Below are 17,607 nucleotides of genomic sequence, written 5' to 3' on the forward strand. Positions count from 1 at the left end.
GGCGGCCGGTGCTCCGGGCCGCCGGCATCATCGTCGGGGTGGGTCCTACTTGGCGAGGGTGGTGCCGGTCGACCGCAGGTGCTCGCACGCCTCGACGACCCGCTGCGCCAGCCCGGCCTCGGCGAGCTTGCCCCAGGCCCGCGGGTCGTAGGTCTTCTTGTTGCCGACGTCGCCGTCCACCTTGAGCACGCCGTCGTAGTTGCGGAACATGTGGTCGGCGACGGGCCGGGTGAAGGCGTACTGGGTGTCGGTGTCGATGTTCATCTTGACCACGCCGTAGTCGAGGGCCGCCCGGATCTCCTCGAGCAGGGACCCGGAGCCGCCGTGGAAGACGAGGCTCAGCGGCTTGTCCTTGCCGTACTTCGCCCCGATCGCCTCCTGGATCTCGTTGAGGATCTCCGGCCGGAGCTTGACGTTGCCCGGCTTGTAGACGCCGTGCACGTTGCCGAAGGTGAGCGCCGCCATGTAGCGGCCCTTCTCCCCGAGCCCGAGCGCCTCGACCATCTGCAGGCCGTCGGAGACGGTGGTGTAGAGCTTGTCGTTGATCGCGTTCTCGACGCCGTCCTCCTCGCCGCCGACGACCCCGACCTCGATCTCCAGCACCACGTGCGCCGCCGCCGCCTCGTCGAGCAGCTGGGCGGCGATCTCCAGGTTCTCCGCGACCGGCACGGCCGAGCCGTCCCACATGTGCGACTGGAACAGCGGCTCCTCGCCCCGCGCCACCCGCTCCTTGGACATCGTCATCAGCGGCCGGACGAAGCCGTCCAGCTTGTCCTTCGGGCAGTGGTCGGTGTGCAGGGCGATGTTGACGCTGTACTTCTTGGCGACCTCGCGGGCGAACGCGGCGAACGCCACCGAACCGGTGACCATGTCCTTGACCGTGGGTCCGGAGAGGTACTCGGCGCCACCGGTCGAGACCTGGATGATCCCGTCGCTCTCGGCCTCGGCGAAGCCCCGCAGTGCCGCGTTGAGGGTCTGCGAAGAGGTCACGTTGATCGCGGGGTAGGCATACCTGCCGGCCTTGGCCCGGTCGAGCATCTCGGCGTAGACCTCGGGGGAAGCGATGGGCATCTCGAACGCTCCTTACTAACCGCTCTCGGCCTCGTCGGCCGCTGTCTCAAGTGGGTGCGCCGGACCGCGCTGTCCTCCGGGGGCAGTATCCCGCAGGACGTCGGGGCGGACACAACCGGCTCAGCGGTTCTCCAGCCGATCGGGCACCAGGATGCTGATCAGCCAACCGGCCACCGCCACCACGATCGCACCCCAGAACGCCGCCCAGAAGCCGTCCACCCGGAACGGCAGGTCGAACAGCTCGGCGAGCCAACCCGTCAGCAGGAACAGCAGCGCGTTGACGACGAGCGCGAACACCCCCAGCGTGAGGACGTAGAAGGCGAACCCCAGCACCTGGATGATCGGCTTCAGGACCGCGTTGACCAGGCCGAAGATCAGCGCCACGGCGAGCAGGGTCAGTCCGTTGCCGAAGCCCGAACCGCCGCTGACGTCGATCCCGGGCACCAGCAGGGTGGCGATCCACAGCGCGACGGCCGTGATCACCACCCGGATCAGGAATCCCACCCGGTAATCCTGTCATCACGGGCGGTGACCGGTGGCCGATTCGGCGGGTTGCCGGCCGGGCGGACGGGCCGGCGACCGGCTTGGCGGCGGACCAGCGGACCAGGCCGTACGGTGGGGAGGTCCGCGCGGTGCGGACGGACCACGGATCGGAAGGAGGCGACATGAGCCAGCCCGTGGGGGAGGATTTCACTCCGGAGAGCCACCTCGACCCGGAGGAGCGCGACCCGGAGGCCACGCCGTACGACGTCGTCGAGCAGGCCACGCCGACCGAGCCGGTCGATGAGGAGCCCGAGGCGCACCGCGGCCTGGAGGTCGACGACTGGGACGCCATCGAGCAGGCCCGGGTGATCGGTCCGGAGGACGACGACTACCGCTGAGCCGGGGATCAGACCGAGGTGGGGCCGGCTTCGAGGCGGTCGAGGAAGGCCGCCGGCGCGTCGGGCAACTCGGCCAACCGGCCGGCGAGCAACGCCCGGTAGGTGAGCCGGGCCGCCTCTTCCAGGTTGGTGGCCCGCTTGTGGGCCAACTCCACGCTGTCGGCCAGCACCGAGCAGCCGTGCTGGGCGAGCACCAGGCAGTTCGTGCCGTCGGAGGCGGCGGTCGCCGCCAACTCGGCCAACTCCTCCGACCCGGGCAGCCGGAACGGCACCCGGGCCACCCGGCGCAGGTAGAAGGCGTGGTCGGTGGTGACCAGCCGGATCGACTCACCGAGTGCGTCCAGCAGCAGCACCGACTGCGGGTGCAGGTGCACGACGACCCGCACGTCGGGGCGCGCCCGGTAGGCGGCCAGGTGCAACGCCACCTCGCTGCTCGGCACCAGTCCGCCGCCGAACACGTTGTCCGCGCCGTTGACATCCGCGCCGTTGACATCCGCGCCGTCGACATCCGCGCCGTCGATGCTCGGGCCGTCGACCGGCGCGGGCGCGTCCGGCTCGACGATGGCGACCTCGGCGAAGCAGTCCCGGTCGAGCCGGTCGAGCCAACTGCCGGCGGCGGTCACCCAGCACGAATCGCCGGCTGGCAGGCGGGCGGAGAGGTTTCCGCCGGAGCCCACCACCAGCCCGGACCGGACGACCTCGCGGCCGAGGTGCGCAAGCTGGTCCCGGAGATCACCGGAGACGTAGTTCAACCGGTTGTCTCCCCACCGCACGCCACCGCAGCGGCCGGCTCGACATCGCCGGGCAGCACCCGGCGGTGTCGACGGCCCCAGGTCCGACTGGCGCCTCGCCGGTACGGCGAGGACACCAGACGGACCGGAGGGTGACTCAGCGAGCCTTCTTGGTGGCTCGCTTACGCGGCGGAGTCAACAGGTCAGCGATCGTTGCGATCGCCGTTGGCACCAGCCGGTAGTAAGCCCACACGCCGCGCTTCTCCCGCTCCAGCAAGCCGGCCTCGGTGAGGATTCGCAGGTGGTGACTCACAGTCGGCTGGGAGAGGCCGAGCGGTGCGGTCAGGTCGCAGACGCACGCTTCCCCCTCCGGGGCCGACTGGATCAGGCTGAGCAGCCGCAGCCGAGCAGGGTCGGCAAGGGCCTTGAGGACCCCCGCCAGCCGCTCGGCGTCGGCGCGTTCGATCGGCTCGCCGGCAAGCGGCGAGATCTGAGGCATAGTCATTTCGGCCAACGCAGTTCCCACGTATTCCATCCTTCCACCAACAGCATCGACCCGCCTGCATATGAGCAGATCCGAATCGGCAAACTTTTAGGCCACAAGGCCGAGGTCAGCCAACGTATAGGCCGCCCGGTATGGCAATCCGGCCGCCCGAACGGCGTCGCCAGCACCACGATCGACGACGACCGCCACTCCCACTACCTCGGCTCCGGCCTCCCGCAACGCCTCGACGGCGGTCAGCACGCTGCCGCCTGTCGTCGACGTGTCCTCCACCGCCAGGACTCGGCGGCCGACCACCTCCGGACCTTCAATACGCCGCTGCAGGCCGTGCGCCTTCCCGGCCTTGCGTACGACGAAGGCGTCCAGCCGACGCGCGGACGCCGACGCCGCGTGCAGCATCGACAGTGCCAGCGGATCGGCGCCCAACGTCAGGCCGCCGACCGCCTCGTACTCCCAATCCGCCGTGAGATCGAGCAGTACCCGACCGACCAACGGAGCCGCAGCGTGATGCAGGGTCACCCGTCGCAGATCGACGTACCACTCCGCCTCGCGACCCGAGGACAACACCACTCGCCCGTGTACGACGGCTAAGTCGGTGATGAATTTACGCAGGTCGTCGTGGTCCCCCATGGCGCACAAGAGTACTGCGCGAGGCTGAGGATAGGGTGCCCGACCCGACATGTGTGGCGCACCACTCGCCCCCGCAGTGGTCGATATCCCCGCGAATCAGCTACTCTCCGTGCCCAAAAATGACCTTCCGGCTGGTGCCGGCGAACCCACCCGGACGTCGATGAACACCGATCGGTTGACGCCCGCTACCGCTCCGGGCGGCCGATCCGACCCCGATTGTCCCTGGCCATCACCCGGATCAGCCCACCCGGCGCATGCCGCAGGGCGAAGACCGCGGCCTTGTATTTCCAGTCCGGCACGCTCACCGACCTGCCCTTACCGAGATCGCGCAGGGCTGTGTCGACCACGTCCTCGGCCCGCAGCCAGAGCCAGCGCGGCGACTTCGACATGTCGATGCCGGCCCGCTCGTGGAACTCGGTCCTGGTGTAGCCGGGGCACAACGCCAGCACCCGAACCCCGTACGGCCGCGCCGACAGCGCCACCGACTCGCTGAAGTTGGTGACCCAGGCCTTGCTGGCCGGGTACGTGGAGCCCGGCATCACCGCGCCGAAGCCGCTCACGGAAGAGACATTTATCACTGCCCCACGGCGCCGGGCCGTCATCACCGGCAGCACCGCGAGGGTCAGCCGCATGACCGCGTGGACGTTCAGCCGGAGCAGCTTCTCCTCCGCCTCCGGCGTCGACCGCAGGAAGGACCTGTTCAAGCTGATTCCGGCGTTGTTGACCAGCAGATCGACCGGTTCGGCGGCGTCGGCGAGCCGGTCGGCCACCAGCCCGCATCCGTCGGGGGTGGACAGATCGGCCGGCAGGACGGTGACCCCGGTGCCGTGCCGGTCGGTCAGCTCGGCACCGAGCTCCGCCAGCCGGCGTTCGTCGCGGGCGACCAGCACCAGGTCGTACCCGTCGGCCGCCAGCCGGCGGGTGAAGGCCGCGCCGATGCCCGCCGTGGCACCGGTGACGACGGCACGCCGCCGCTCCGCCGGCGCGGCGGGGGATTCTGCTGACACGTGGTGACTCCTCGCGGGCTCAGCTGGCGGGCGGGGCAGGCTCGGCGGGCGGCCCAGGTGACTGGGCCTCGACCGGCGGCCGCGACGGCTCAGACTCGGCTGCCGGCCCAGCCGGCCCGACCTCGGCTGCCGGCCGCGACGAGCCATCCGCGGGCTGCCGCGGTCGGTCGGGCGGAGTGGACGGGTCGGGCGGAGTGGACGGGCCGGGCGGGGCCGACCAGAGCGCCGGATCCGACCACTGCGGGTCCGACAGCTGCGCCACCGGCCAGGACCCGGCCGAACCCGCCGGCACGGTCGGCGACGGCCCGGATGGCACGGGCGACGGCCCCGCCGCGGTCGGCCACTGCGGCGGATAGCCGGCCGGCGGCGGGACGACCGGGACCCGGCGGTAGTGCCGACCGGCCGACGGCACCGCCAGCAGGACCGCCACCAGCAGGTAGCCGACGGTCTGCGCCCCGGCGAGACCGCCGGCGAGCGGCATCCACCAGTCCGGGTACGCGTCGGCCAGGAACCCGACCAGCTCCTGAAAGTCCTGGTCCTCGGTCGCGAAGGTCGCCGGGGTGGTCTGCTGCGCCAGCACCATCAACGCGGAGCCGCAGCCGAAGAGCACGCCGAGGCCGCTCACCACCCAGGTGGCGATCCGCGCCACGCCGCCGCCCCGCAGATTCGCCAGTGCCAGGGCGGCGAGCAGCAGGGCCGCTCCGGTGCCGAGCACGGCCGCCAGGATCAGGTTCATCCGCAGCAGGGTGGTCATCGCGTCGACATCGACCGGCCGGAAGCCGGCGCCGGCCGCCGCCACCCGGAACCGGTCGGCACTACCGGGCAGCACGGCCAGCGCCGCGACCGCGTACAGCAGCCCGCCGACGGCCATCAGGATCAGGGCGCCGACGGCCACCACGACGGGCGTGGGTCGCCGGGCGGGCGCTGCCGGCCCGGCCGGCGGCCACGTCGACCCGCCCGGGTACGGGACCGGCCCGGCCGCTCCCGTAGCTAACGACCCCATCGGGTACGGATTCATCACGCGCTACCTGTCCATCGATTACGATCGCCGCCGTCCGGACCGGCCGTCAGTCGGTGATACGGCGCGGTCCCCCCGCAGGTTCCTGGGAGGAACCTACCGGGGGGACCGGGATGCCGGGAGCCGACCGAGGTCAGCGGTTCGGCGGGTTGGGCCCGGACGGGTCGCCGGGCGGCGGCGGGTAACCGGGATCGCCACCCGGCGGCGGCTGGCCGGGCGTGCCACCCGACGGCGGATAGCCGGGGTCGCCGCCCGACGGCGGGTAGCCCGGCGCGCCGCCCTGCGACGGGTAGCCCGGCGCGCCGCCCTGCGACGGGTAGCCCGGCGCGCCGCCCTGCGACGGGTAGCCCGGCGCGCCGCCCTGCGGGGCCGGCGGGTAACCCGGGTAGGTCCCACCCGGCACCGGCGGTTCCCAGGCCGCCTGCGGCTTGCGGAAGAACTCGTTGGACGGCGGCAGGGCCAGCAGCACCACGGCCACCAGCAGGACGATCAGTGCGATCACGTTGGTGATCATGCCGACCGGCTCGACCCAGCCCGGCAGGGCCTCGTTCATCATCTCGGTGACCTCGGCGCCGCTGGGCGCGTCGCCCGTGCTGCCGGTGGTGCCGACGTTGCCCACCGCACTTCCGCCGACGCCGAGCCCGGCGCAGCAGAGGCCCAGCGCGCCGAACACCCAGGTGACGATCCGGGACGCGTTGCGACCCCGGTTGTTGAAGAGGCCGAGGGCCACGAAGGCGGCCGCGAAGAGCAACTGCAGGACCGCCCCGCCGACGCCGAACGCCGTGACGACTCCTTCAGTGCCCTCCAGGTCGGTGCCGGCGTAGGCGTCCCGGTAGACGTCGCTGACGGTGCCGAGGGTGCTCAGCGAGACGACGGCACCCAAGGCGAAGACGGCAGCCACCAGATAGAGCAGGTAGCTGGAGATTGTGACGCTGCTCGGGCGGGCTTTCGCCGCCGGAGCAGCCGGATTGTTCGGGTCCGACACGGCCATCCTTCCCTGATCTCTTTCAATCGGGATCTCTAGATCGGAAACCACCGTATCGGTACCCCACCACCGGTGCTGGGCAAACCGCCGGCCGGCAGCCGCGCCATCAGTAGTTGCGCCACTCGACCCGGGCGTACTCGAGGACCCGGGGGTGCAGCAGGGTCGACTCCTCGACGGCCACCCGCCGCCGGTCCGCCGGGAAGTTCGCCGCCGCCCGCAGGGTCGCGGAGTCCAGGAACCGCAGCGGCGGCGCGTCCGCCGGCACGGTGAGCGCCGGTGGCCGGGCACCGGGGGCGGCCAGCACGAATCCCCAGTCGCCGAAGGACGGCACGTCGACGTGGTAGGGCACGGTGGCGAAACCCGCCACCTGCAGCGACCGCTCGATGCACCAGAAGGAACGCGGCGCGAAGTACGGCGATCCGCTCTGCACCACGACCCGCGCGTCGTCGGCCAACACCGCCCGGACCAGGGAGTAGAACTCGACCGAGTAGAGCTTCGCGGTCGCCGTCTCGTCCGGGTCGGGCAGGTCGATGATCACCGAGTCGAACCGGTCCGCCGCCGTCCGGAGCCAGCCGAACGCGTCGGTGTGCACCAACCGGACCCGCGGGTCGTCGAAGGCCCCGCCGTTCAACGCCCGCAACTGCGGCTCGGCGCGGGCCAGCGCCACCACCGCCGGGTCCAGCTCCACCACCGTCACGCTCGCCACGTCCGGGTAACGCAGCACCTCACGGACGGCCAGCCCGTCCCCGGCGCCCAGCACCAGCACCGAGCCGCGGCTGCCGGCGAGCGCGGGATGCACCAGGGCCTCGTGGTAGCGGTACTCGTCCACCGAGCTGAACTGCAGGTCACCGTTGAGGTAGAGCCGCAGGTCGGCCTCGCCGCGGGCGGTGCCGGTGCCGCTGCGGGTGAGCACGATGTCCTGGTAGCGGCTGCGTTCGGCGTGCACCACCGGATCGCGGTACAGCCGCTGCCGGGCGGTCACCTCGAAGTCGGCGGCCACCGCGTAGGCGTACCCGAGACAGAGCAGGACCGCGACGGAGCCGGCGCCGAGCGCGGCGCGCGACCGGCCGGTCAGCTCCCGTCGGAAGACGGTGAAGACCAGCAGTACGCCGGCGAGCGCGTTCACCGCGCCGACCACCAGCGCACCCCGCAACTGCCCGAAGACCGGGATCAGCACGAACGGGAAGGCGAGGCCGCCCAGCAGGGCGCCGACGTAGTCGGCGGCGAACAGGTCGGCCACCGCGCTGCCGGCCGACTGGGCGCGGATCCGCTGCAGCAACACCATCAGCAGTGGGATCTCCGCCCCGATGAGCAGACCCAGCACCAACGCGGTCACCACCAGGGCCGGCCCGTAGAGGTCCAGCCAGGCGAACGCGGCGTAGAGGCCGAGCACCGACAAGCCGCCGAGCAGCGCCAGGGTCAGCTCCACCACCGCGAATCCGACCGTTGCCCGGGACTGCAGCGGCTTGGCGGCGAGCGCGCCGAGCCCCATCGCGAAGACCATCACGCCGAGCACGATCGACGCCTGCCCGACGGTGTCCCCGATCAGGTAGCTGCCGAGCGCGACGAGCGCCAACTCGTAGACCAGGCCGCAGGCCGCACAGACGAAGACCGCGGCGAGCACCGCCGAGCGGGCCACCCGCCACCGCACCCGGACCGGCGGTTCGGCCTGGTCGGTGCTCATCGGCGCCCGGTGCCCGGGGCGCGGCGCTGATGGCGCCGTTCGAACCAGCCGATCGCCAGCAGCAGCAGGGTGACCACCAGCAGAGCGGCACCGCCGGCCAGGTACGACCAGCGGTCCCGCCAGAAGTCGCTGCCGGCGGCGGGCAGCGGGCTCGGTTCGGCCAGGCCCGGTCCGGGGGTGCCGGCCGGTCCGGTGGTCGAGGTCGCCGCCGGTGCCGGCGGAACCAGTCCCGCCTCGGCGGCCAGCAGCGGCAGGAACACCGCCGCCCGGCAGATCGCCCAGCCGGGCTCGTCGAGGAACGCGTCGGCGTCCACCCCGAGCCGGTCCAGGCCGGCGACGTAGCCGGCGCTGGAGACCCCCTCGCTGGCGGTCACCCGCACGCTCGCCCAGTCGTTGCGCTCGCTGCTCGCCGGGGTGTAGATGACCTGAGCCTCCACAAGCAGCCAGCGGGGGCAGCGGGTCGGGTTGGCGTCCACCGGGATCCCGTCGCCCAGGTTCGAGCCGACACTTATCGCGTCGAGGTAATCGTCGCGCAGCCGCCAGCCGTAGCAGATTCCCTGGCTCTCGGCCGCCCGGGTGAGCACCGCGACGGTGTCGGCCCGCTCGGTCCCGGTCGGCGCCGGAACGGCGGTGCTGTCGTCCCGGCCGACCGTGGTCACCACGCAGGCGACCAGGGCCGCCAGGCAGACCAGCACCACCGCGGCGACCTTGAGCCCGTTGGCGGTCCGCTTGTCCGGCGTGCTCCGGTTGGCCGCCGCCCGCTTCGCCGGCCGGGATCCGGCAGGTGTCGGGTTCGGCCGGGTCATCAGCTGATCGCGGCGGCGATGACCGCCCCGGTGGCCAGGTGTATCACCGCGGAGACCCAGACCGCCGGGTGCGGCTGCGGGTCGACCAGGATCTGCCCCAGCTTGCCCGGCGTGATGATGTCCAGCAGCAGGAACGAGGCGGCCATGATGACCAGCCCGAGCACGCCGTACGCGGCGGCGCCGACGATGCCCAGGACGAAGTCGTCGGCGCTGGCGACGATCGCGGCGACCACGATGATGCCGACGCTGGCCAGGTTCGAGGCGAGCAGCAGGGCGGCGTTCTGGTTGCGATCCGTCCAGATCAACTCGCGCAGCCGGCCGGGGGTGGCCAGGTCGACCAGGACGTAGCCGACCCCCATCAGCAGTACGCCGACCACGCCGTAGGCGAGCGTGACGAGCAGGTCGGTGGCGAGGTTTGTCATGGTGGGAACTCCTGAGCAGGTGAGAGGTTGCGAGAGGGGAGAAGGGGTTACTTGCCGCTGCCGGGTCCGCCGCCCCGGATGGTGCTGCCCCGGCCCCAGGCCCAGGCGTTGCCGACCGTGCTGTGGTAACGGGGGTAGGCGGTGGAGAGCCGCTCCAGCAGGATCACCGAGCCGGCCGCCAGCGGCAGGATCACCACCGAGTCGTCGTCGTAGCGCAGATAGACGCCGCTGCCGTCGACGTACTGGTCGGCCGGCTGCCAGGTGTCGGTGATCTCCTTGGCCACCTCGCTGGGTGCCCGCCCCGAGGTGTACGCCTTGGCGTCCCGCCCGATGTCGTGGCTGCTGGCCCGGGTGTAGCGGTCGGTCACGTAACCGCGCGGGGAGAAGTTGCCGTAGAACACGCCGAAGCCGGCCAGCAGGACGCCGACCAGCGCGAAGATCCCGCCGACCACGAACCACCTGCGGTAGGTCATCGCACCGTCACCACCGTTTCGGTCTCCACCAGTTCTCCGGTCTGTGGGTAGGCGTGCCAGGTGTGCCAGCCGACCCGCTGCGTCCCGTCCGGTCCGGCGCCCGACGTCCGGGCGCGCAGGGCGGTCACCGCGTCGGGGCCGCCCGGGAAGACCCCGACCAACGCGTTCGGGTCGCCGTCCAGGTCCCGCCGCAGGGCGGCGATCCGGTCCGAGAAGGCCGCCGGCGCCAGTCGCAGCACCCGGGCGGCGAACCGGTAGCCGGTCGCCGCGTCGTACACCACCGGCGGCAGGTCGGCCGGCCGGCCGGGCAGGCAGGCCACCGTCTCGATCAGCTCACCGGCTGGCCCGTCGAGCACCACCTGGTGCGAGGCACCGAGCAGCCGCAGCCGCAGCCGCGCACCCTCCTCGTCCCCCGGTCCCGGCAGCGGCAGGTCGACCACGTGCAGGGCGGGCAGCTCCGGCGCGGTGAGCGTCAGGCCGAGATCGGCCGCCGAGGTGTCCGCGTACGGGGTCACCAGCGTCACCAGCACCGGTCAGCCCGCCTGGCCCGGCGTGGCGGCCGGATAGATCTGGACCTCGGTGCGGTGCAGCTTCTCCCCCCGGCCGACCTCCCAGCGTTCGCTGGTGCCGTACGACTCGAAGGAGAGCCGGGCGCCGTCGGGCGCGGCGTAGTCGTGGTAACGCATGTCGCCGGCCGGGTCGAGTCCGGTGCTGCCGACGGAGGTGTACCGGGCGCGGCCCGATTCCTTGCTGGCGTAGCGCCGGCCGTCGAAGTCGATGCTCGGCGGACCCGGGAGCACTGTTGCGCTCGGCACCTCGGTCCAGAGCACCAGCTCCAGATCCGGGTCCTCCTCCACGGAGAGCCAGACCTTGGCCCCGTGCGCGTCGTCGAGCAGGTGCTCGGTCCAACCCCAGGAGCCCTCGGCGAAGCGGAGCGTGCCCCGGACGCCGTACGAGGTGTGCCGGATCTCGACGATGTCGCCGGGCTGCACCCGGCGCGGGTCACCCCGCAGCGCGTCCGCGTCGTCGTCCGGCTGCCGGAACGGGTCCCGGACGACGCCCGGCCCGCCGCCGGTCGGCGCCGTCCGCCGGCGCGCGGTCCGCAACGCGATCACCGCTATCACCACGCCGGCCACGGCGACGAGACAGCCGACCCCGGTGACCAGGTAGGCCACGGTCCCATTCATCACGTACGTCCTCCCCGACCGGCGTCTCTGGTGTCCCCCCACCGGTACTGGCCGAAGACGGTAACAAGTGCCCGCACCAGGGCCGGAACGCGTACGACCGGGTCACCGGACGGCTACCTGGCGTCAGATCCGCCGGTGTCGGTCGGGGTGACGGCGGTCAGGTCGGCGGGGGGTCGGACCGCTCGGGTGACGGGTCCGGTCGTCCGGGCGCCGGACCGGTAGCGGCGGGACCACCCGACGCCGGACCACCCGGGGCCGGACGACCCGGAGCTGGCGTACCAAGGGCTGCCGCGCCCGGGGGTGGCGTACCCGGGGCGGGCCAGTAGCCACCGGGGTAGACCGGCCAGCCCGGAGCCGGCCCGGCGGCGGGCGGTGGAATTGGACCTGGCCGAACTAGGCCCGGCGGAACCGGTATCAGCGGAACTGGCGCCGGCGGTTCGTGGCCGCCGCCGAAGTAGCGGCGGGACGCCGGCAGGACGAGCAGCACCAGCACAGCGACGGTGAGCAGGATCGCCAGCACGGCGGCCAGCACGGCGGACGCCGCCAGCACCTCCGAGACCGGGTCCGGCTCGGCGTAGAGCGCCTCGTAGAACTCGGATTCCTCGTAGTAGAAGTCCCACGGCGGCGCCTCCTCGCCCGCACCGGCCGACGGCTCGGGGATCGGCTCCCCCTCCCAGCCGCTGGCGAATCCCGCCACGCCGAACCCGAACGCCCCGAAGGCCAGGCACGGCGCCGGCACGACGCAGAGGAACAGACCCACGCCACCGCCGACGAGGGTGAGCAGCCGGGCGACACCACTGCCGCGCAGCAACGGGCGGACACAACCGGCCAGCCAGGCCGCGAAGATCAGGCAGATCGCGACGAGCACCGAGGGGATCGCGATGTTGGTCGACCGCTCGGCGGCCACCTCGGCCGGGTCGGCATCCGGCACGGCCGCGACCGCCCGGTCGATGACAGCGTCGAACCGCACCGCCTCCACGACCACGGACGCGGCCGCCAGCACCAGCAGAACGGCGGCGGCGGCCTGCAGCCACCCCGCGACCGTGACGGTGTCCGGCCGGCGTCTCTTCGCAGGTGCGTCATCCGTCGGTGAACTCGCCAATTCGGTCACCGGCGCACCGTACCGGCCGGTGACCGTGCTCCACACCGGTGGAACGGGCTCCCGTCCACAGTCGAACGGTCGGCGCTCTCAGCCCTCGTCGAGTTGGCGGGCGGCGTACTCGCCGAGGGTTTCCTGCCCCATCAGGCAGCCGAAGAAGCTGGTGAAGGTGGCCGGTTCGCGCCGCAGCGACCGCCAGGCCGCCGCGCCGGCCGCCGGGTCGATCCGGCCGAGCAGCGTTGCCGCGTACGCCCGGCCGGCGGGTGAACCGTGGTCGAGCAGCCAGTCGAGTCCGGGCCGGACGTCGGCGGCCCGCTGCGGCAGGGCGGCCTCGACGGCCTGGTACGCCGCGGTGGGCGGCAGGACCTGCCCGGCCAGCCCCACCCCGCCGAACGCGAGCACGTCCGCGACGGAGAGCGCACGCACCGCCGCCGTCAGGTCGCCGGGTAGTTCCGGTGGCTCCGCCATGGATCGCATTGTTCCCCGGCGGAGCCACCGTCAACCCCGGTCAGTCGCCGGTCACCGTCAGGCTGTCCTTGTCGTCGGCCAGGTCGACCCGGACGGTGTCGCCGTCGCGGACGTCGCCGGCCAGCAGCGCGCGGGCCAACCGGTCGCCGATCGCCGACTGGACCAGTCGACGCAGCGGCCGGGCGCCGTAGATCGGGTCGTACCCGTGCTCGGCCAGCCAGGTCCGGGCCGGGTCGCTGACCGTCAGGGTGAGCCGCCGGTCGGCGAGCCGCTTACCCAGCCGGTCCAGCTGGATGTCCACGATGGACCGGAGCTGGTCGGTGCCGAGCGAGTCGAAGACAACGATGTCGTCCAGCCGGTTCAGGAACTCGGGCTTGAACTCGGTGCGGACCACGGCCAGCACCCCCTCCCGGCGCTGTTCGGCGCCGAGCAGCGGATCGGTGAGCAGGCTGGAGCCGAGGTTGGAGGTGAGGATCAGGATGGCGTTGCGGAAGTCCACCGTCCGGCCCTGGCCGTCGGTGAGCCGCCCGTCGTCGAGGACCTGCAGCAGCACGTCGAAGACGTCCGGGTGGGCCTTCTCCACCTCGTCGAGCAGGATCACCGAGTACGGCCGGCGGCGGACCGCCTCGGTGAGCTGACCGCCCTCCTCGTATCCGACGTAGCCGGGTGGGGCGCCGACCAGCCGGGCCACCGAGTGCTTCTCGGCGTACTCGCTCATGTCGATGCGGACCATCGCCCGCTCGTCGTCGAAGAGGAACTCGGCCAGCGCCTTGGCCAGTTCGGTCTTGCCGACGCCAGTGGGACCGAGGAAGAGGAAGCTGCCGGTCGGCCGGTCCGGGTCGGCGACGCCGGCCCGGGCGCGGCGGACCGCGTCGGAGACGGCGGCGACCGCCTCGGTCTGGCCGACCACCCGGTCGCCCAGCGAGGACTCCATCCGCAGCAGCTTGGCGGTCTCGCCCTCCATCAGCCGGCCGGCCGGGATGCCGGTCCAGGAGGCCACCACGGCGGCGATGTCGTCGGCGCCGACCTCCTCCTTGAGCATCGCGCCGTCGGCCTGCAGCCGGGCCAGCTCCTCCTCGGCGCGGCCCAGCTCGGCCTGCAGCGACGGGATGCGGCCGTACCGCAGCTCGGCGGCCCGTTCCAGCTCGCCGTCGCGTTCGGCCCGCTCGGCCTCGCCGCCGAGCCGTTCCAGCTCCTCCTTGGTGGTGGAGATCCGGGTGATGTGGTCCTTCTCCAGCTTCCACCGGTCGCTCAGCGCGGTGAGCTGCTCGCGCTTGTCGGCAAGTTCCCGGCGCAGCCGCTGCAGCCGGTCCGCCGAGGCGGCGTCGGGCTCCTTGGCCAGCGCCATCTCCTCGATCTCCAGCCGGCGGACCGCCCGTTCGATCTCGTCCACCTCGACCGGCCGGGAGTCAATCTCCATCCGCAGTCGGGAGGCGGACTCGTCCACCAGGTCGATCGCCTTGTCGGGCAGGAACCGTTCGGTGATGTACCGGTCCGACAGCGTCGCGGCGGCGACCAGGGCGGCGTCGGTGATCCGTACGCCGTGGTGCACCTCGTAGCGTTCCTTGAGTCCGCGCAGGATGCCGATGGTGTCGGTGATGGTGGGCTCGCCGACCAGCACCGGCTGGAACCGGCGCTCCAACGCCGGGTCCTTCTCGATGTGCTCGCGGTACTCGTCGAGGGTGGTGGCGCCCACCATCCGCAGTTCCCCGCGGGCCAGCATCGGCTTGAGCATGTTGCCGGCGTCCATCGAGCCCTCGCCCTTGCCGGCGCCGACCACGGTGTGCAGCTCGTCGAGGAAGGTGATCACCTGACCGTCGGAGTTCTTGATCTCCTCAAGCACCGACTTGAGCCGCTCCTCGAACTGGCCCCGGTACTGCGCGCCGGCCACCATGGCGCCGAGGTCGAGCGAGACCAGCCGCTTGTCCCGCAACGACTCGGGCACGTCCCCGGCGACGATCCGCTGGGCCAGGCCCTCGACGATGGCGGTCTTGCCCACGCCGGGCTCGCCGATCAGCACCGGGTTGTTCTTGGTACGCCGGGAGAGCACCTGGATCACCCGGCGGATCTCGGAGTCCCGCCCGATCACCGGATCGATCTTGCCGTCCCGGGCGCTGGCGGTCAGGTCGACGCCGTACTTCGCCAGCGCCTGGTAGGTCTGTTCCGGGTCGGCGGTGGTCACCCGACGGTCGCCGCCGCGCACGGCCGGGAAGGCGGCCACCAGGTTCTCCTCGGTGGCCCCGGCGGCCTTGAGGGCGCTGGCGACCGCGCCGCCGACCCGGGCGAGTCCGGCGAGCAGGTGCTCGGTGGAGGTGTACTCGTCGCCGAGCGGGCGGGCGATCTCCTCGGCCGCGCCGATGGCGTTGACGAACTCCCGGGACAGGCTCGGCTCGGCGACGCTCGACCCCCGGGCCGCCGGCAGGCTCTCGACGGAGCGGGCCGCCGCGCGGCGGACCTCGACCGGATTGGCGCCGGTGGCGCGCAGCAGTCCACCCGCGGTGGATCCGGCGGTGTCCAGCAACGACAGCAGCAGGTGCCACGGCTCCACGGTGGCGTGCCCGCGCTGGTTGGCGATGGCTACCGCGCCGGTGATGACTTCCCGACTCTTGGTGGTGAGGCGTTCGGTTCTCATGACTCCCCATACGATCTGGCGCTTGCGGTTGCCGGCGACGGAATCCGCCGCGTCCACTACTCACGACACAACCAGACTTGAGCCTATTCCACTCAACTCTTGGAGAGTGACTCCGATCACATCACCATCCCGGGTACCGTGTCCGCCGTGCGAGTACGCGTGGAACAGACCGCCCTGCCCGGGATCGGGGTCCGGCACGACTTCGTGGCCACCTCCGGCCACCGGCTCGGGGTGGTCTCCCACCGGACCGGCCGCCGGGACCTGGTCCTCTACGACCAGGACGACCCGGACGCCTCGATCGCCGACATCCCGCTCACCGACGACGAGGCCGCGGCACTCGCCGACATCCTCGGCGCCTCGCTGATGCTGGGTCAGCTCTCCGGACTGCGGCAGCAGGCCGCCGGACTGCTCACCGAGCAGATCTCCATCCCGGCCGGCTCGGCGTTCGTCGGCCGGCGGCTCGGCGACACCCGGGCGAGGACCCGGACCAGCGCCTCGATCGTCGCGGTGCTGCGCGACCGCGAGGTGATCGCGTCCCCGGGCCCGTCGTTCCTCTTCGAGGCCGGCGACGTGGTGGTCGTGGTCGGCACCCGGGCCGGACTCGACGGGGTCACCGCGATCCTCGCCAACGGCTCCCCGGACGTCTGACCGCCCATGCACGACTACGCGCTCCTCCTCGGTCAGGTCGGCGCGCTGCTCCTGCTGCTCAGCCTGCTCGCCCGGCTCAGCCGGCAACTCAAGATCTCGCCGATCCCGCTCTACCTGCTGGCCGGGCTCGCCTTCGGCCACGGCGGCGTCGTGCAGCTCTCGGCCAGCGAGGAGTTCTTCGCGATCGGCGCCGAGATCGGCGTCATCCTCCTGCTGGTGATGCTGGGCCTGGAGTACTCCGCCAGCGAACTGGTCAGCAACCTCCGCTCGGCCGCCCCGGCCGGGCTGCTGGACGTACTGCTCAACGCCCTGCCGGGGGCGATCTTCGCGCTGCTGCTCGGCTGGGGCTGGGTGACCGCCCTGGTGCTGGCCGGCATCACCTGGGTCTCCTCGTCCGGCGTTATCGCGAAGGTGCTCACCGACCTCGGCCGGGTCGGCAACCGGGAAACCCCGGTCATCCTGTCGGTACTGGTCATCGAGGACCTGGCGATGGCCTTCTACCTCCCGCTGGTCACGGCGGTACTCGCCAGCAGCGGCCTGCTCGGCGGCGGCATCACGCTGGCCGTCGCGGTCTGCACCGTACTGCTGGTGCTGGTGGCCGCGATCCGGTGGGGACACCACCTCTCCGCGATGTTCCCGGCCGCGGACCCCGAGGCGTTGCTGCTCGGTGTGCTCGGGCTCACCCTGCTGGTCGCCGGGATCGCCGACGGACTGCAGGTCTCCGCCGCGGTGGGCGCCTTCCTCGTCGGCATCGCCCTCTCCGGGCCGGTGGCACACAACGCCACCGAACTGCTCATGCCGTTGCGTGACCTGTTCGCGGGGGTCTTCTTCGTCTTCTTCGGGCTGGCCGCCGACCCCCGCGCCATCCCACCGGTGCTGCTGCCCGCGCTCGCGCTGGCAGTGGTGACGATGGCCACGAAGGTCCTCACCGGCTACCTCGCGGCGAAGCGGGTCGGCATCGCGCCGCCCGGCCGCTGGCGGACCGGACTCGCTCTGATCCCCCGGGGCGAGTTCTCCATCGTCATCGCCGGGCTGGCGGTCACCTCGGCGAGCATCGAGCCGGACCTGGCCCCATTGGCCACGGCGTATGTGCTGATCACCATCGTGAGCGGGCCCTTGCTGGCCCGGGTGCCGGACTCCGGCTGGTTCAAGCGCTGGCTGCGCCGGCAGGCCGCGCCACGCCCCGGTGCGCCACTGCCCGCCGCCGAGTGAGCAACCGGAAAACCGCCTGAAACACACCATGGCGTAACGGGTTGGTGAAATCGCACACGGTTGCCCTTCCGCACTCCGTGGCCGGCGCGCTACCGTGTCGCCCCAACGGCAAGTAGTTTGTGCGGGGCGCCGATGAGTCCCCGTCTCGCGA

Annotated in this window: 20 protein-coding genes; 3 read left to right on the top strand and 17 right to left on the bottom strand. The window is 72.2% G+C overall.

The window, feature by feature from the left end; translation table 11 throughout:
• Positions 1-45: 45 nt before the first annotated feature.
• Both fbaA and O7627_RS35375 read right to left on the bottom strand, forming a co-directional pair.
• A complete protein-coding gene (fbaA, locus tag O7627_RS35370; RefSeq protein WP_278097783.1) occupies positions 46-1,071 on the bottom strand; it encodes a class II fructose-bisphosphate aldolase in 1,026 nt (341 codons plus the stop codon).
• A 120-nt stretch (positions 1,072-1,191) separates the two neighbouring features.
• The gene (locus O7627_RS35375) at positions 1,192-1,575 is read right to left on the bottom strand and encodes a phage holin family protein (protein ID WP_278097784.1); all 384 of its coding nucleotides are present in this window, start codon (positions 1,573-1,575) and stop codon (positions 1,192-1,194) included.
• Between the two features lie 161 nt (positions 1,576-1,736).
• On the opposite strand from O7627_RS35375, the gene O7627_RS35380 reads away from it, so the two are divergent.
• Positions 1,737-1,952: a hypothetical protein gene (locus tag O7627_RS35380; RefSeq protein WP_278097785.1), complete on the top strand. Its 216-nt coding sequence runs from the start codon at positions 1,737-1,739 to the stop codon at positions 1,950-1,952.
• Positions 1,953-1,960: 8 nt separating this feature from the next.
• On the opposite strand, the gene O7627_RS35385 is transcribed toward O7627_RS35380, so the two are convergent.
• From O7627_RS35385 to clpB, 15 genes are all read right to left on the bottom strand, one after another.
• Positions 1,961-2,704 carry a class II aldolase/adducin family protein gene (locus tag O7627_RS35385; RefSeq protein ID WP_278097786.1) on the bottom strand — a complete coding sequence of 248 codons (744 nt, stop codon included), beginning with the start codon at positions 2,702-2,704 and terminating at the stop codon, positions 1,961-1,963.
• A gap of 136 nt (positions 2,705-2,840) precedes the next feature.
• Positions 2,841-3,218 carry a metalloregulator ArsR/SmtB family transcription factor gene (locus O7627_RS35390; RefSeq protein WP_007073957.1) on the bottom strand — a complete coding sequence of 126 codons (378 nt, stop codon included), beginning with the start codon at positions 3,216-3,218 and terminating at the stop codon, positions 2,841-2,843.
• A 57-nt stretch (positions 3,219-3,275) separates the two neighbouring features.
• Positions 3,276-3,815 carry an orotate phosphoribosyltransferase gene (gene pyrE, locus O7627_RS35395; RefSeq protein ID WP_278097787.1) on the bottom strand — a complete coding sequence of 180 codons (540 nt, stop codon included), beginning with the start codon at positions 3,813-3,815 and terminating at the stop codon, positions 3,276-3,278.
• 185 nt (positions 3,816-4,000) lie between these two features.
• Positions 4,001-4,822: an SDR family oxidoreductase gene (locus O7627_RS35400; protein ID WP_278097788.1), complete on the bottom strand. Its 822-nt coding sequence runs from the start codon at positions 4,820-4,822 to the stop codon at positions 4,001-4,003.
• A gap of 19 nt (positions 4,823-4,841) precedes the next feature.
• Entirely contained in the window at positions 4,842-5,840 is a 999-nt protein-coding gene (locus O7627_RS35405; protein WP_278097789.1) for a hypothetical protein, read from the bottom strand.
• Positions 5,841-5,973: 133 nt separating this feature from the next.
• The gene (locus O7627_RS35410) at positions 5,974-6,825 is read right to left on the bottom strand and encodes a hypothetical protein (RefSeq protein ID WP_278097790.1); all 852 of its coding nucleotides are present in this window, start codon (positions 6,823-6,825) and stop codon (positions 5,974-5,976) included.
• A 106-nt stretch (positions 6,826-6,931) separates the two neighbouring features.
• The gene (locus O7627_RS35415; protein WP_278097791.1) at positions 6,932-8,509 is read right to left on the bottom strand and encodes a polyamine aminopropyltransferase; all 1,578 of its coding nucleotides are present in this window, start codon (positions 8,507-8,509) and stop codon (positions 6,932-6,934) included.
• Positions 8,506-9,315, bottom strand: a complete 810-nt coding sequence (locus O7627_RS35420) for a hypothetical protein (RefSeq protein WP_278097792.1) — start codon at positions 9,313-9,315, stop codon at positions 8,506-8,508. Before O7627_RS35420 ends, O7627_RS35415 begins: the two co-directional genes overlap by 4 nt.
• Positions 9,315-9,737 carry a DUF350 domain-containing protein gene (locus O7627_RS35425; RefSeq protein ID WP_278097793.1) on the bottom strand — a complete coding sequence of 141 codons (423 nt, stop codon included), beginning with the start codon at positions 9,735-9,737 and terminating at the stop codon, positions 9,315-9,317. Before O7627_RS35425 ends, O7627_RS35420 begins: the two co-directional genes overlap by 1 nt.
• Before the next feature lie 47 nt (positions 9,738-9,784).
• Positions 9,785-10,210 carry a DUF4247 domain-containing protein gene (locus tag O7627_RS35430; protein ID WP_278097794.1) on the bottom strand — a complete coding sequence of 142 codons (426 nt, stop codon included), beginning with the start codon at positions 10,208-10,210 and terminating at the stop codon, positions 9,785-9,787.
• The gene (locus O7627_RS35435; protein WP_278097795.1) at positions 10,207-10,740 is read right to left on the bottom strand and encodes a DUF2617 family protein; all 534 of its coding nucleotides are present in this window, start codon (positions 10,738-10,740) and stop codon (positions 10,207-10,209) included. Before O7627_RS35435 ends, O7627_RS35430 begins: the two co-directional genes overlap by 4 nt.
• Before the next feature lie 3 nt (positions 10,741-10,743).
• Positions 10,744-11,397: a DUF4178 domain-containing protein gene (locus O7627_RS35440; protein WP_278097796.1), complete on the bottom strand. Its 654-nt coding sequence runs from the start codon at positions 11,395-11,397 to the stop codon at positions 10,744-10,746.
• Between the two features lie 157 nt (positions 11,398-11,554).
• Positions 11,555-12,508, bottom strand: coding sequence for a hypothetical protein (locus O7627_RS35445; protein ID WP_278097797.1), 954 nt, complete (start codon positions 12,506-12,508; stop codon positions 11,555-11,557).
• Positions 12,509-12,586: 78 nt separating this feature from the next.
• Entirely contained in the window at positions 12,587-12,964 is a 378-nt protein-coding gene (locus O7627_RS35450) for a hypothetical protein (protein WP_278097798.1), read from the bottom strand.
• Positions 12,965-13,004: 40 nt separating this feature from the next.
• Positions 13,005-15,596, bottom strand: coding sequence for an ATP-dependent chaperone ClpB (clpB, locus tag O7627_RS35455; protein ID WP_278097799.1), 2,592 nt, complete (start codon positions 15,594-15,596; stop codon positions 13,005-13,007).
• Between the two features lie 147 nt (positions 15,597-15,743).
• Here clpB and O7627_RS35460 point away from each other — a divergent pair, with 147 nt between their 5' ends.
• Both O7627_RS35460 and O7627_RS35465 read left to right on the top strand, forming a co-directional pair.
• Entirely contained in the window at positions 15,744-16,244 is a 501-nt protein-coding gene (locus tag O7627_RS35460) for a cation:proton antiporter regulatory subunit (RefSeq protein WP_278097800.1), read from the top strand.
• Between the two features lie 6 nt (positions 16,245-16,250).
• A complete protein-coding gene (locus O7627_RS35465) occupies positions 16,251-17,456 on the top strand; it encodes a cation:proton antiporter (RefSeq protein ID WP_278097801.1) in 1,206 nt (401 codons plus the stop codon).
• Positions 17,457-17,607 lie beyond the last annotated feature (151 nt).

It is taken from the genome of Solwaraspora sp. WMMD1047, from assembly GCF_029626155.1.
Taxonomy (GTDB): domain Bacteria; phylum Actinomycetota; class Actinomycetes; order Mycobacteriales; family Micromonosporaceae; genus WMMD1047.